The 13,239-nt window shown below is 72.2% G+C and carries 15 protein-coding genes; 5 read left to right on the top strand and 10 right to left on the bottom strand.

The window, feature by feature from the left end; all coding sequences use genetic code 11:
- Window positions 1-35: 35 nt before the first annotated feature.
- Window positions 36-1,067 carry a PHP domain-containing protein gene (locus QM708_RS15455; RefSeq protein ID WP_415110554.1) on the bottom strand — a complete coding sequence of 344 codons (1,032 nt, stop codon included), beginning with the start codon at window positions 1,065-1,067 and terminating at the stop codon, window positions 36-38.
- A 53-nt stretch (window positions 1,068-1,120) separates the two neighbouring features.
- On the opposite strand from QM708_RS15455, the gene QM708_RS15450 reads away from it, so the two are divergent.
- The 5 genes from QM708_RS15450 (at window position 1,121) to fabF (ending at window position 6,019) form a co-directional block, all read left to right on the top strand.
- The gene (locus QM708_RS15450) at window positions 1,121-2,302 is read left to right on the top strand and encodes a PucR family transcriptional regulator (protein ID WP_415110551.1); all 1,182 of its coding nucleotides are present in this window, start codon (window positions 1,121-1,123) and stop codon (window positions 2,300-2,302) included.
- 98 nt (window positions 2,303-2,400) lie between these two features.
- The gene (locus QM708_RS15445) at window positions 2,401-3,348 is read left to right on the top strand and encodes an ACP S-malonyltransferase (protein WP_415110548.1); all 948 of its coding nucleotides are present in this window, start codon (window positions 2,401-2,403) and stop codon (window positions 3,346-3,348) included.
- 1 nt (window position 3,349) lies between these two features.
- Window positions 3,350-4,342, top strand: coding sequence for a beta-ketoacyl-ACP synthase III (locus tag QM708_RS15440; RefSeq protein WP_415110545.1), 993 nt, complete (start codon window positions 3,350-3,352; stop codon window positions 4,340-4,342).
- A 71-nt stretch (window positions 4,343-4,413) separates the two neighbouring features.
- Entirely contained in the window at window positions 4,414-4,656 is a 243-nt protein-coding gene (locus tag QM708_RS15435) for an acyl carrier protein (protein ID WP_415110542.1), read from the top strand.
- A gap of 103 nt (window positions 4,657-4,759) precedes the next feature.
- Window positions 4,760-6,019: a beta-ketoacyl-ACP synthase II gene (fabF, locus tag QM708_RS15430; RefSeq protein ID WP_415110539.1), complete on the top strand. Its 1,260-nt coding sequence runs from the start codon at window positions 4,760-4,762 to the stop codon at window positions 6,017-6,019.
- A gap of 100 nt (window positions 6,020-6,119) precedes the next feature.
- Here the strand turns inward: fabF and QM708_RS15425 are convergent, their stop codons facing one another.
- The 9 genes from QM708_RS15425 to QM708_RS15385 all read right to left on the bottom strand — a co-directional run bounded on the left by QM708_RS15425 (window position 6,120) and on the right by QM708_RS15385 (window position 13,209).
- Window positions 6,120-6,944, bottom strand: coding sequence for a PfkB family carbohydrate kinase (locus tag QM708_RS15425; protein ID WP_415110536.1), 825 nt, complete (start codon window positions 6,942-6,944; stop codon window positions 6,120-6,122).
- A 96-nt stretch (window positions 6,945-7,040) separates the two neighbouring features.
- Window positions 7,041-7,538 carry a DUF3145 domain-containing protein gene (locus tag QM708_RS15420; RefSeq protein WP_415110533.1) on the bottom strand — a complete coding sequence of 166 codons (498 nt, stop codon included), beginning with the start codon at window positions 7,536-7,538 and terminating at the stop codon, window positions 7,041-7,043.
- 115 nt (window positions 7,539-7,653) lie between these two features.
- Window positions 7,654-9,339 (bottom strand): DNA repair protein RecN, encoded by a 1,686-nt coding sequence (gene recN, locus QM708_RS15415; protein WP_415110531.1) that lies wholly within the window; start codon window positions 9,337-9,339, stop codon window positions 7,654-7,656.
- Window positions 9,329-10,282: an NAD kinase gene (locus QM708_RS15410; RefSeq protein ID WP_415110528.1), complete on the bottom strand. Its 954-nt coding sequence runs from the start codon at window positions 10,280-10,282 to the stop codon at window positions 9,329-9,331. The genes recN and QM708_RS15410 overlap by 11 nt, the downstream gene beginning before the upstream one ends.
- Entirely contained in the window at window positions 10,279-11,034 is a 756-nt protein-coding gene (locus QM708_RS15405) for a TlyA family RNA methyltransferase (RefSeq protein WP_415110525.1), read from the bottom strand. The genes QM708_RS15410 and QM708_RS15405 overlap by 4 nt, the downstream gene beginning before the upstream one ends.
- Window positions 11,031-11,243, bottom strand: coding sequence for a hypothetical protein (locus QM708_RS15400; RefSeq protein WP_415110522.1), 213 nt, complete (start codon window positions 11,241-11,243; stop codon window positions 11,031-11,033). The genes QM708_RS15405 and QM708_RS15400 overlap by 4 nt, the downstream gene beginning before the upstream one ends.
- A 27-nt stretch (window positions 11,244-11,270) precedes the next feature.
- Window positions 11,271-11,894 (bottom strand): energy-coupling factor transporter transmembrane protein EcfT, encoded by a 624-nt coding sequence (locus tag QM708_RS15395; RefSeq protein ID WP_415110519.1) that lies wholly within the window; start codon window positions 11,892-11,894, stop codon window positions 11,271-11,273.
- Window positions 11,891-12,595 carry an energy-coupling factor ABC transporter ATP-binding protein gene (locus QM708_RS15390; RefSeq protein WP_415110516.1) on the bottom strand — a complete coding sequence of 235 codons (705 nt, stop codon included), beginning with the start codon at window positions 12,593-12,595 and terminating at the stop codon, window positions 11,891-11,893. The genes QM708_RS15395 and QM708_RS15390 overlap by 4 nt, the downstream gene beginning before the upstream one ends.
- A complete protein-coding gene (locus tag QM708_RS15385) occupies window positions 12,592-13,209 on the bottom strand; it encodes a biotin transporter BioY (protein WP_415110513.1) in 618 nt (205 codons plus the stop codon). The genes QM708_RS15390 and QM708_RS15385 overlap by 4 nt, the downstream gene beginning before the upstream one ends.
- Window positions 13,210-13,239: the final 30 nt, after the last annotated feature.

The following is a 13,239-nucleotide window of genomic DNA, read 5'->3' as shown; positions in this document are numbered from 1 at the left end:
GCGATACTAGCCCCCCGCCCGCTCGGCGGTATACGTCAGCGCCCACGGCGCGCCCAGTCACGCACCCATCCGGCATCCCAGCAGGTCACGATCCGCTCCGCGGTCAGCCCCACGGACGCCGCCCGCGCGGCCCCGTACTCGCTGAAGCCGAGCTGGCCGGGAGCATGCGCGTCGGTGTCGATCGCGAACAGGCAGCCCATCTCGGCGGCCAGGCGCAGCAGGTCGTCGGGCGGGTCGCACCGCTCGGGACGGGAGTTGATCTCGACCGCGACGCCGAACTGGCGGCAGGCCTCGAAGACCACCTCGGCGTCGAAGCAGCTCTGCGCGCGGGTGCCGCGATCCCCGGCGACCAGACGTCCGGTGCAGTGGCCGAGCACGTTCGTGCGCGGGTTCGCGATCGCGGTCACCATCCGCACCGTCATCGCGTCGGGCTCCATCGCCAGCTTGGAGTGCACGCTGGCCACCACCACGTCCAGCGGGTCGAGCGCGGACGCCTCACCGTCGAGCGCGCCGTCGTCGAGGATGTCGACCTCGGCCCCGGCCAGCAGGGTGAACCCGTCCAGGGCGGCGTCCACCGCGCGGATGCGGGCCAGCTGCGCCAGCCGCCGCGTGGTGTCGAGCCCGTTGGCGATGCGCAGCCGCGGGCTGTGGTCGGTGATCGCGAGCCATTCGCGGCCGAGCCTGACCGCCTCCAGCGCCATCTCCTCGATCGGGCTGGACCCATCCGACCAGTGCGTGTGGGTGTGCAGGTCTCCGCGGATCCGGGCCAGCAGCGGGGTGGGCCCGGGCACCAGCGGGCCGTCCGCGGCCTGGAGTTCGGCGAGATAGCCGGGCAGCCGGCCGTCGTGCGCCTCGGCGATCACCCGCGCCGTGGTGGCGCCGATCCCGGGCAAGTCCCGCCAAGCCCGGCGGGCATCGATGCCGGCCCGCTCCGCGGCGTCCAACCCCGCCAGTGTGTCGGCGGCGCGCCGGAACGCCTGCGCTCGCCGGGTCTGGCCGCCGTGGCGTTCCAGCAGCCGGGCGACTTCGCGCAGGGCAGCGATCGGGCCCAAGGGCTGGTCGTTCATCGGCCCAGGCTAATCGGCAACCTCGCTAGAGTGCGCAGAACAAGGAGGTTCGCATGCGCGATCAGACGCCGGACTGGCTGCCGGGGGCCCGGGCCCACGCCGCAATGACCAAACGGCTGGCGGCGGCGTCCGCGTCGATCACCACCGCCGCGCTCGCCCAGATCACTCAGCGTCACCCCTGGTTCTCCGACCTGGACGCCGACAACCGCGCCTCGGTCACCCTGGTCGTGCGCGCCGGCGTGGACGGCTTCGTGTCCTGGTTCCGCGACGGCGCAGGCGGGGTCGAGCAGCCCAATATCTTCGCCTCCGCACCGCGCTCGCTGATGCGCCAGCTGGCACTGCAGCAGACCGTCGACCTGATCCGCACCACCGTCGAGACCGTCGAGCAGCAGATCCACACCGTGCTGCCCCGCAACGACCGGCCGGTGCTGACCATGGCCGTGCTGCAGTACAGCCGCGAGATCGCCTTCGACGCGGCCGAGGTGTACGCCCGCGCCGCCGAGACCCGCGGCGCCTGGGACGCCCGCCTGGAGGCCCTGGTGATGGACGCCGTGGTGCGCGGCGACGCCGACGAGTCGGTGGTCTCCCGGGCGTCCACGCTGGGCTGGCATCATCCGGCCGGCCTGTGCGTGGTGATCGGCGACCTGCCGCCCAACGAGGCCGCGCTGCGCGACCTGCGCAACGAGGCCTCCCGCGCCGGGCTCGATGTGCTCGCCGCGGCGCAGGGACCGCGCCTGGTGGTGCTGATGGGCGGCGATTTCACCGGTGAGGATCAAGCGCTCGCCCTCGTCGCGGGCTTGGCGGACGCCTTCGGCACCGGCCCGATCGTGGTCGGCCCGGTGGTCGGCGATCTGGTCGAAGCCGTGGTGAGCGCCCGCGCGGCCACCTCGGGCCGCCGAGCCGCCGTCGCCTGGGCGGACGCCCCCCGCCCAGTTGCGGCCCGCGCGCTGCTGCCCGAACGCGCCCTCGCTGGCGACGGTCACGCCCGGCGCGAACTCGCCCACCAGATCTACGGGCCACTGGCCGCTCATTCCGGCGACCTGATCCAGACCCTGGAGGCCTATTGGGCCTCGGGCACCTCCATCGAGGCGACCGCGCGCCGTTTGTTCATCCACGCCAATACGGTGCGCTACCGGCTGAGCCGGATCGAGGACATCACCGGCTACTCCCCCGCCGATCCACGCGGCGGATACGTGCTCCGGCTGGCCGGAACCCTCGGGCGCCTGCTCGACTAGCGACCACCAGCGTTTGTAGGACTCGCACAAACCGCGTCCGGAAACACTGTGAGCAGTGAAGGCGCGCCCACCCACCGGCCACCGCCAGTATTGAAGGCGTGCTAGCGATCGTCGCGCCCGGGCAGGGCGCCCAGACTCCCGGATTCCTCACCCCTTGGCTGGAGGACGCCCAGTTCGCGTCCCGGCTGAAGGAGCTCTCCGAGGTGGTGGGCATCGACCTGGTCCACTACGGCACCCAAGCCGACGCCGAGACCATCCGCGACACCGCGATCGCGCAGCCGCTGCTGGTCGCCGCCGGCCTGCTGGCCGCCGAGGCGCTCACCGGCCCCGAGGTTCCCTTCGCGGGCGCCGACGTGGCCGCCGGCCACTCGGTGGGTGAGATCACCGCCGCCGCCGGCGTGGGCGTGCTGAGCAGCGCCGACGCGATGGTCTTCGTCCGCGAGCGCGCCCAGGGCATGGCCGAGGCGTCCGCCCTCACCCCGACCACGATGGCCGCCGTGCTGCGCGGCGAGCCCGACGAGGTGCTGGCCGCCATCGAGGCCGTCGGCGCCACCGCCGCCAACAACAACGGCAAGGGCCAGGTCGTCGCCGCCGGCACCGTCGAGCAGATCGAGGCGCTCAAAGCCAACCCGCCCGCCAAGGCGCGGATCATCCCGCTGTCGGTGGCCGGCGCCTTCCACACCCATCACATGGAACCGGGCCGGCGCCGGGTCGCCGCGGCGGCGTCCGGGATGACCGCGCACGATCCGGCGATCACGCTGCTGTCCAACCGCGACGGGCAGGCCGTGGCGTCCGGCGCCGAATACGTCGAGCGCCTGATCGCCCAGGTGACCTCGCCGGTCCGCTGGGATCTGTGCCTGCAGGCGCTGGCCGATCTCGGCGTGACCGGCCTGCTCGAGCTGCCGCCGGCCGGCACCCTGACCGGCATCGCCAAGCGCAACCTCGCCGGTATCGAGGTGTTCAACCTCAATACCCCCGACCAACTGGACGATGCTCGCGAGTTCTGCGCGAAGCACTCCTCGACCGACCAGACCCAGGAGGCCTGACATGGCACTCACCCCGAGCAAGGGCGCGGCCTACGCGCGTGTGATGGGCATCGGCGCCGCGATCCCTTCTCGCGTCGTCGACAACGCCGAGATGTGCACCTACATCGAGTCCTCCGACGAGTGGATCCAGCAGCGCACGGGCATCGTCGAGCGCCGCTGGGTGGGTGAGGGCGAGACCGTCGAGTCGCTGTCGCTGGACGCCGCCCGCAAGGCCATCGACGCCGCCGGACTCACCCCGGCCGACATCGACGCGGTGATCATCTCGACCGTCAGTCACATGGTGCAGACCCCGTCGCTGGCCGCGATCGTGGCCGCCAAGCTGGGCTGCGCCGACGCCGCGGCGTTCGACATCGCCGCCGCCTGCGCCGGCTTCTGTTACGGGCTGGGCCAGGCCGAATCCCTGGTCCGCTCGGGTGCGGCGACTCATGTCGTCGTCATCGGCGCCGAGACGCTCAGCGAGATCACCGACGTGCACGATCGCAGCACCGCTTTCCTGTTCGCCGACGGCGCGGGGGCCGCGGTGGTCGGTCCCTCCGAGACCCCCGCGATGGGCCCGGTGGTGTGGGGCTCCGACGGCGATCAGGCCGAGGTGATCAGCATGACCCGCCCGTGGCCGCAGGCCGTCGAAGAGGGCAAGCCGTCGCACATCACCATGGCCGGCCAGCAGGTGTTCCGCTGGGCGACCGGCTTCATCGCCGACGCCACCCGGCGCACGCTGGAGGTGTCCGGCCTCACCGCGGACGAACTCGACCTGTTCGTGCCCCACCAGGCCAACAACCGGATCACCGACGCCATGCTGCGGCACCTGAAGCTGCCCGAGACCGTCACGGTCGCGCGGTCGATCAAGAAGTACGGCAACAACTCGGCCGCGTCCATCCCGATCGCGCTCGCCGAGCTGATCGAGACGGGCGAGGCCAAGAGCGGCGACACCTGCCTGATGATCGGCTTCGGCGCCGGTCTGGTGTACGCCGGCCAGGTCATCATCGTCCCCTGACCCACACCCCTAAGACATCCGGCCCACCCGTGGCCGGCATGGACCAAGACCCATCCACAAAGGAGCAAGAAATGGCCACCACCGAAGAGATCCGCGCTCAGCTCGCCGAGCTCGTCAACGACGTCGCCGGCGTGCCGGTCGAGGACGTCCAGCTCGACAAGTCCTTCGTCGACGACCTCGACGTCGACAGCCTCGCCATGGTCGAGATCATCGTCGGCTGCGAGGACAAGTTCGGCGTCACCATCCCCGACGAGGAGAGCAAGAACCTCAAGACCGTCGGCGACGCCGTCGCCTACATCGAACAGCACGCCTGATTCGTTGCGGGACGCCCGGGTCAGCACCCGGGCGTCCTCACCCGCTGTCTTTCCTGGGCGAATCCATCGCTCGCACCGATCCACACACCGAAGGAACGTCTCGATGAAGCAAATCGTCATCACCGGCATGGGCGCGACCACGCCCCTGGGCGGTGACCTGTCCAGCACCTGGTCGGCGATGCTCGCCGGGGAGTCCGGTGTGATCTCGATCCCCGAAGCATGGGCCCAAGACCTCGCCGTGCGCATCGCCGGCTACGTGAAGGTCGACCCGTCGGAGAAGATCGACCGGGTCAAGGCCCGCCGCCTCGACCGCAACGCGCAGCTGGCGCTGATCGCGGCCGAAGAGGCCTGGACGGACGCCGGTCTCGGCCTGGGCGCCGACAACACCATCGATCCCGAACGCCTGGCCGTGTGCATCGGCACCGGCATCGGCGGCCTGCACACGCTGCTGGGCAACTGGGACGTCTACAAGGAGCGTGGCCCGCGCCGGGTCACCCCGTTCACCATCCCGATGCTGATGGCCAACGCCTCGGCCGCCAACGTCGGCCTGCTCGTCAACGCGGCCGCCGCGGTGCACGCGCCGGTCTCGGCCTGCGCGTCGTCGAACGAGGCCATCTCGCTGGCCGTCGACCAGCTGCGCCTGGGGCGTGCCGACATCGTCGTGGCCGGTGGCGCCGAGGCGACCATCCACCCGCTGCCGATCGCCGCGTTCGCGCAGATGCAGGCGCTGTCCAAGCGCAACGACGATCCGGCTGCCGCGTCCCGTCCGTGGGACAAGGGCCGCGACGGCTTCGTGCTGTCGGAGGGCTCGGCGCTGCTGGTGCTGGAGACCCTGGAGCATGCCCAGGCGCGCGGTGCGCGTATCTACGGCACCATCGCCGGCGCGGGCATCTCCGACGACAACCATGACATCGTGCAGCCTGCTCCCTCAGGTCATGGCCAGTCCCAGGCGATGCTGAAGGCGCTGCGCGAGAGCGGCCTGTCGGCCTCCGACATCGTGCACGTCAACGCGCACGGCACCTCGACCCCGCAGGGCGACATGACCGAGGCTGGCTCGATCCGCCGCGCGCTCGGCTCGGCCGCCGACAATGTGATCGTCACCTCGACCAAGTCGATGACCGGTCACCTGCTGGGTGCCGCCGGCGCCCTGGAGACCATCGCCACCGTGATGGCGCTCAAGGAGCGGATCATCCCGCCGACGATCAACCTGGTCGATCCTTCCGACGGTCTCGACATCGACGTGGCCGCCAACAAGCCGCGCCCGCTGCCGGCCACCGGCGATCTCGCCGCGCTGAACAACTCGTTCGGCTTCGGCGGGCACAATGTCGCGGTCGCGGTGACGACGGCGAACACCACCGCCTGACCCATCCCTGGCAGACAGGCGCCCGGTCCCCACGTGGGGGGCCGGGCGCTGTGCGTTGCCCGCGGCCCAGCTGCGTGGCGGACGCCTGCGGTGCGGACGCCTACAGGCGCGGGTCGGGCTGGGAACCGGAGCGGGTGACGTTCTCGGCGGCGGCCTCCAGCCCCAGGCGCGCGGCCGCGGAGCGGCTCGAACCCTGGACGAGCGCGGCGACCAAGGTGCCGATCAGCGCATCGCTGGCACCGACGGTGTCGACGACGTCGGCGTCCGGCACGATCGGGCCCGGGTGCAGCACGCCGTCCCATTCGACGCCCGCCTTGCCGCGCAGCACGACCAGCGAGGCCGGCGTCGAGCCGGTCTGCCGGAAGGCGTCCAGGTCGGCCTCGGGCACGATCAGCGGATCGGCCATCTCGATCACGTCCGAGGGCAACACCGCGTACGGGGCCAGGTTGATCACCACGCGGGCGCCGTAGCGGTGCGCGTAGCGGGCGGCCTCGGCGACCGTCTCGGCGGGGGTCTCCAGCTGGGTGAGCAGGATGTCGCCCGAAACCAGCCCGCGGATCGCGCGCAGCGCACGGGCATCGACCAGCGCGTTCGCGCCGGGGACCACCGCGATGGCGTTGGAATGACCGTCGGCGAGCACGATCGCATGCCCGGTCGGCGTGCGGGGCACCCGATCCACCTCAAGCTTGATCCCGCGCGCGTGCAGCCGGTTCAACGACGCCTTGCCGGCCTCGTCGTCGCCCACCGCACCGACCATGATCACCTCGGCGCCCTGCGCCCGCGCGGCGACGGCCTGGTTCGCACCCTTGCCACCCGCGTGACGGGCCAGCGAGCGCGCAATGACCTTCTCGCCCGGCTGCGGATAGGCGTCGACTCGGGTTTCCAGATCGACGTTGATCGAACCCAGGACGATGACGCGGCCCATGATGAATGCCTCTCGTGTGTGGTGGGCTCATCACACCACGAAACCCGTGGCCGCGTCGGCGTTTCGGGCACAATCGCCCGGGGTGATCCTCCCGGCTCAGCCGACCTCGTGCAGCCAGCGCACCGGTTCACCCTCGGCGGCCTGGCGGAACACGTCGAGTTCGGCGTCCCAGTCGGCGCCGAGCAGACCGTCCAGCGCGGCGCGCAACGCCCGCTCGTCGCCGCGGGTGCAGGCCAGCGCGTGCCGGATCCGGTCCTCGGGCACGAGCACGTCGCCGTGCAGCCCCATGGTGGCGTGGAAAACGCCGAGGCTGGGCGTGAAGGAGTACCGCTCGCCTTCGGAGGTGGCGGTGGCCTGTTCGGTCACCTCGAAGCGCAGCCGCGGCCACCGTTTCAGGGCACTGGCCACCGCGGTCGCGGTGCCGGGCCGCCCGCGCCAGGCGTACTCGGCGCGGTAGCTGGCGCGCTCGGCGGGCTGGGGTTTCCAGGCCAGCTGCACGGGCGCGCCGAATGCCGCGCCGAGTGCCCATTCGATGTGCGGGCACATCGCGGACGGCGCGGACAGAATCTGCACAACCCCCTGCGTCGCGTTCATCGGCGTTCTCCCCTCCGGCTCGGTGCTGCCTTCCCCTGCATCACCTGGTCGGCCTGGAATCACGCCTGTGTGATTCATCGTGCCACACGCGTCAAGAGCGCTTCAGGCCAGCCCGTCAAGAACCGGACGCCTCCGCGAGCAGTTCGGCGGCATGCGCGCGGGCAGCGTCCGTGCCGACCAGGCCGGCCATCATCCGGGCCAACTCCTCGACCCGCTCAGAGCCGGTCACCTCGCGGACGCCGGAGGTGGTCACCTGGCCGTCGTCGGTCTTGTGCACGACGTAGTGCCGGTCGGCGAAGGCGGCCACCTGGGCCAGGTGGGTGACCACGATCACCTGGGCGTGCCGGGCCAGCCGGGCCAGCCGCCGCCCGATCTCGAGGGCGACGGCGCCGCCGACGCCGGCGTCCACCTCGTCGAAGACGAAGGTGTGCCCGTCGGCGCCGTCGGCGAGCACCACCTCCAGCGCGAGCCGGACGCGGGACAGTTCGCCGCCCGAGGCGACCTTGGCCAGCGGGGCCGGCGAGGATCCCGGGTTCGCCGAGAACAGCAGTGCCACCTGGTCGGCGCCGTGCGGGCCCAGATCGTTCAGCGCGCTGACCTCGAAGACCAGGCGGGCCTGCGGCATCGCGAGCGCGGCGAGTTCGGCCTCGACCAGGCGGGCCAACTCGGCCGCGGCGGCGGTGCGGGCGGCGGTGATCCGGGCGGCGAGCGCTTCGAGCGCCGTCCGTCCTTCGGCGAGCGCGGTGTGCAGGGCGGCGATCCGGTCGTCGGCGCCGGTCAGCTGCCCGGCTTCGGACGCCGCCCGCTCGGCCCAGGCCAGCACCTCGTCGACGTTGGCGCCGTACTTGCGGGTCAGGTTCTGCAGCGAGGCGAGCCGTTCGGCGATCCATTCCAGCCGGGCCGGATCGGCGTCCAGGCCGACCAGGTAGGACGCCAGGTCGCCGGCGGCGTCCGCGAGCAGGAAGGACGCCTCATCCACCCGGCGGGCCAACTCGGCCGCCTGCTCGTCGGCATCCGCGATGCCGGCCAGCGCCTTGCGGGCCGTGGTGATCAGGCCGAGCGCGGCCGGGTCGTCGGTGTAGGCCTCGTCGTCGCCGGCCAGCGCGACCAGCGCCTGCCGGGCGGCGAGCCGCAGGTCGTCGACGGCCTGTAGCCGGCGCTGCTCGGCGAGCAGGGCGGCGTCCTCGCCGGGTTGCGGGTCGGTCTTCTCGATCTCGGACAGGCCGAATTCGAGCAGCGCCAGCTCGCGCGCCCGCGCCTGCGCGGCGGCGGTCAGTTCGGCGAGTTCGGCGCTCCAGGCGCGCTGGCGGGCCCAGCGTTCGCGGTATTCGGCCAGGTCGGTGGCCAGCGCGTCGCCGGCGAAGGCGTCCAGCACCTCGCGCTGACGCTCGGCGGTGCCGAGGCGCAACTGCTCGCTCTGGCCGTGAATGGTGATGCGTTCGCCGACGACGGCGTCCAGGCCCGCGAGCGTGACCTGGGCTCCGCCGACCAGGGCCCGGGAGCGAGTGCTGGTCAGGATGCGGGCGAGCAGCACCTCGCCGTCCTCGACGCTGCCGCCGACCTCGTCGACCGCCGCCGCGAGGGCGGCGTCCGCACTCAACCGGCCCTCGACCAGCGCCCGGGTGGCGCCGTGCCGGATCAGGCGTCCCTCGGCCTTGCCCGCGGTCAGCAGGCCCAGGCCGGAGACCACCATCGTCTTGCCCGCGCCGGTTTCGCCGGTGACCGCGGTGAACCCCGGCCCGAACTCGACCGCGGCATCGCCGATGACGCCCAGACCCGCGATGCGCAGCTCAGTCAGCATCCCCGTCACCCCGCGCGGCCCGCGCCTCGGCGTCCCGCTCGGCCTGGCCGCGCCAGCCGTGCACGGGCAGGTCGAATTTGCGCACCAGGCGTTCCACGAACGGCTGCTCCACCATCCGGGCCAGCCGCAGCCGGTACTCGCTGCGGCGCACGGTCAACTCGTTCATCGGCTCGACGTCGGTGCTGCGGCGTCCGTCACACCACACCACGCCGGCGGTCTGCGGCGCGGGCAGCATGGTGACCGCCACCGCCGAGGCGGGGCTGAGCACCAGCGGACGCGCGAACAGGGCGTGCGCCAGCAACGGCACCACCAGCAGCGCGTCCAGGTCGGGCCACAGCACCGGGCCCTTCGCCGAGAACGCGTAGGCCGTCGACCCGGTCGGGGTGGCTACCAGCACACCATCGGTGCCCCAGCGCGACAGCGGGCGACCGTCCACATCGACCAGCACGTCGATCATCAGTTTGCGGGACGCCTTCTCCAGCGAGACCTCATTGATCGCGAAGCTGGACCAGATCACCTCGCCGCCAGGGCGGTCGCGCAGTTCGACGTCGAGACACAGCCGCTCCTCGACCCGGTAGTCGCGGGCGAGCACCGAACTGATCAGGGTGGACAGCTCGCTCGGCTCCAGTTCGGCGAGGAAGCCGACGTGGCCCAGGTTGACGCCGAGCATCGGATAGCCCAGCGGCACCGCCCATTCGGCGGCGCGCAGGATGGTGCCGTCACCGCCGAAGACCACCACCAGTTCGACCTCGACGCCGGGAGACTCCACGAACTCGCGGACGTCGACCCCTTCGGGCGTGCCGCCGGCCAGGACCTCATAAGAAGTGCCGCGCGCCCAGAACACGATGTCGTGCCCCACCATGGCCTGCAGGAAGTGCTTGGCCGCATCGACCGCCTCCGCGCGGTGCGGATGGACCCCCAGCGCGATGTGTCGTTGCGTCATGGCGCCAGCCTAACCGCGCCCGCCGACGATTCCGTGATCGCGACCAGGGTCAGGACGTACTCCTGGTTGCCCGATTCGCCCGCTAGGGTGCTCGGCCCGCGCCAGCGTTCGGCCCAGCCGGCCTCGGACGCCGCCTGCGCCACCAGGTCGACCGCGGACGCCGCCAGCGCCCGGTCGGCGACCACGCCGCGGGAGTCGAGGGCGGCCCGGCCCAGCTCGAACTGCGGTTTGACCAGCAGGATCGCGGTGGCTCCCTCTCGTGCGACGGCGCGCAGCGGCACCACCAGCAGGGTGAGCGAGATGAACGACAGGTCGGCGACGATGACGTCGACCGGTTCGCCGCCCACGTCGGCGAGGGTGAGATCGCGCACGTTGAGTCCTTCGCGGGCGATCACCCGCGGGTCGGACGCCACCGCCGGCGCCAGCTGCCCGTGCCCGACATCGACGGCGTAGACCGGCGCGCAGCCGCGGTCGAGCAGCACCTGGGTGAACCCGCCGGTCGAGGCGCCGGCGTCCAGGGCGCGGCCGGTGACGGTGGTGCCGCAGGCGTCCAGGGCGCCGAGCAGTTTGTGCGCGGCCCGCGACACCCACGGGTCGGTCTCGGCGTCGATCCGGTCGGCCTCGGTGACCGGGGCGGACGCCTTGCGCGCCGGTTGCCCGTTCACCTGCACCTTGCCCGCCGTGATCAGGTCGGACGCCTGCCCGCGCGACCGGGCCAGGCCGCGCGCGACCAGCGCGGCGTCCAGTCTCACGGGCGCGGCAGCGGCGGTTGCCGCGGCGGATTGAGCGCGTGCTGGACGGCCTCGAGTGCCGTGGCGAGCACGTCATGGTGGGTGTGCACGTCGTCGCCGAGTTCGACCGCGGCCAGCGCCGCGTCGATGCCGGCGTGCCCGGTGACGGGCGGGGTGGGGCCGTCCGGTGCGGTCTCGCCGTGGCCGGGCTCTGCGGGGGTGGAGCTCACCTGAGCGATCCTACCGGCGTGGGTGGTTCACTCGTCGTCCTCGCCGAGCCCGCGCGCGACCAGGGCGTCCCCGGTGGTGCGTGCGAACGCGACCGCCTGGATCACCACGGGGGTGACGGCCAGCAGCGGGTTGCGGTCGATGCCGCGGGCGCGGGTGGCGTCCCGCACCTCACCGAAGGACGCCGCCACGAACGGAATGGAGCGGATCAGCACCGCGATCGCCAGACCGAAGCGTTCGGGGCGGGCACCGAGGAACCGGAACGGACCCGCCGCCGCGACCAGGGCGTCGATCAGCACCGGCATCGGCGTGGTCAGCAGCAGGATCCGCCCGGCGTAGAGCGCGATCAAGATGGTGGCGGTCACGGTGACGGCCAGCCGGGGATCGCCGAAGAAGACCTGATAGCCGGCCAGCACGCCCAGCAGCAGGATCAGCATCGGCGGCAATCCCCAGGCCAGCCGCAGCGGGGCGCGGGTGGTGGCGACCAGCGCCAGCGTGAGCGCCAGCAGGCCGGTGGCCAGCCAGGGATCGCGCACGATCATCACCGGCAGGGTGAGCGCCAGGAAGACCAGGTATTTGCGGCCCACCCCCATCCGGTGCCAGGACGTGGTGCCGGGAACGTAGATGCCGAGCAGGGCGCGGGCGGCGTTCACACCATCATCCGCTCGTAGTGGGCCAGGGTTTCGGACGCCGTGCCGTCGGCGACCACCCGCCCCTGATCGACGATGAGGACGCGGTCGGCGTCCGCGGCCAGATCGAGGTCGTGGGTGGCGATCACCATCTGCTGGGGCAACTCGGCGATCAGCCGCCGGAACGCGATCCGGTTGCGCAGGTCGAGCAGCGTGGTCGGCTCATCGGCGACCAGCACCGACGGTTCGACCGCGAGCACCGCGGTCAGCGCGACCAGCTGCCGTTCGCCGCCGGACAGGTCATAGATGCTCTGCTCGGCTACCTGGGCCAGCCCGCGGGCGGCGAGCAGGCCGAGCGCAGCCCGGCGCCGCTCGGTTCGGTCGCGGATCTTGGCGCGCAGGCTGAGCTCGACATCCTCCAGCGGGGTGGGCATCACCAGCTGGCTGAGCGGATCGGTGAACACGAACCCGACCCGGCGCCGGGCCTGCTTGCCGTCGCGAGCCGGATCGATGCCGTCCACCTCGACGCGTCCGGCGGTCGCGGTGGACAGGCCGTTGATCAGCCGCAGCAGCGTCGACTTGCCAGAGCCGTTGGCGCCGACGAGGGCGACGCGGCGCTCGGGCAGGTCGAGGGTGATGCCGTCGAGCAACGTCTTGGTGCCCCACGGCTGCCCGGGTGGGCCGGGAACCGGGACGCTGAGCGTGACATCGTCGAACCGGATCATCCGACCGAGACCGTCTCCCGCTGCGGGGCGTGACGCACCGCGGACTCGACCAGCAGGCTGGGGAAGGCGCGATGGACGGCGACCGCGACCGCCGCGGCGGCGGCGTTCTTGACCAGGTCGCCGGGCCAGTAGGCGATGTCGGCGAAGAAGGCCTTGTCCAGCGGCAGTCCGCCGTTGATGCTCATCCCGGCGATGCCCATCGGGTGGATCAGCAGGATCGAGCCGGCCAGTCCGGCGACGAACAACCAGCCCCAACGGGCGCGACCCTGGCGGGCGATGACCCAGCGGGCCAGGAAGCCGATCAGCAGTGCGGCGAGCGCGAAGGCGAGCAGGTAGCCGGCCGACGGGCGGGCCAGCGAGCCGAGGCCCGAGCCGCCGCCGGCCAGCACCGGCAGCCCGGCCAGGCCGGCGATCACGTAGAGGGCGGTGGCGGCGAAGCCGCGCCACGGGCCGAGGATCATCGCGGTGATCCCGATCGCAAGGGTCTGCAGGGTGATCGGCACGCCCAGCGGACCCACCGGGATCGCCGGGGTCAGGGTGAAGGCCGCGATCAGGCCGGCGAAGACGGCGACGAGCGCCAGATCGGTAACGGGGGACGTGCGACGGGACGCCATGTTCATCTCCTCTTGAACGGTGTTCAACCA

Origin of the sequence: Propioniciclava sp., from assembly GCF_047602245.1 — a bacterium.
GTDB lineage: Bacteria > Actinomycetota > Actinomycetes > Propionibacteriales > Propionibacteriaceae > Propioniciclava.
This window is presented reverse-complemented; position numbering and strand designations above follow the sequence as displayed.

Excerpts from the sequence above, each read along its gene's own strand:
- QM708_RS15455 (WP_415110554.1), bottom strand. The coding sequence starts at position 1,067 with ATGAACGACCAGCCCTTGGGCCCGATCGCTGCCCTGCGCGAAGTCGCC.
- QM708_RS15450 (WP_415110551.1), top strand. The coding sequence starts at position 1,121 with ATGCGCGATCAGACGCCGGACTGGCTGCCGGGGGCCCGGGCCCACGCC.
- QM708_RS15440 (WP_415110545.1), top strand. The coding sequence starts at position 3,350 with ATGGCACTCACCCCGAGCAAGGGCGCGGCCTACGCGCGTGTGATGGGC.
- QM708_RS15435 (WP_415110542.1), top strand. The coding sequence starts at position 4,414 with ATGGCCACCACCGAAGAGATCCGCGCTCAGCTCGCCGAGCTCGTCAAC.
- fabF (WP_415110539.1), top strand. The coding sequence starts at position 4,760 with ATGAAGCAAATCGTCATCACCGGCATGGGCGCGACCACGCCCCTGGGC.
- QM708_RS15425 (WP_415110536.1), bottom strand. The coding sequence starts at position 6,944 with ATGGGCCGCGTCATCGTCCTGGGTTCGATCAACGTCGATCTGGAAACC.
- QM708_RS15420 (WP_415110533.1), bottom strand. The coding sequence starts at position 7,538 with ATGAACGCGACGCAGGGGGTTGTGCAGATTCTGTCCGCGCCGTCCGCG.
- recN (WP_415110531.1), bottom strand. The coding sequence starts at position 9,339 with ATGCTGACTGAGCTGCGCATCGCGGGTCTGGGCGTCATCGGCGATGCC.
- QM708_RS15410 (WP_415110528.1), bottom strand. The coding sequence starts at position 10,282 with ATGACGCAACGACACATCGCGCTGGGGGTCCATCCGCACCGCGCGGAG.
- QM708_RS15390 (WP_415110516.1), bottom strand. The coding sequence starts at position 12,595 with ATGATCCGGTTCGACGATGTCACGCTCAGCGTCCCGGTTCCCGGCCCA.
- QM708_RS15385 (WP_415110513.1), bottom strand. The coding sequence starts at position 13,209 with ATGGCGTCCCGTCGCACGTCCCCCGTTACCGATCTGGCGCTCGTCGCC.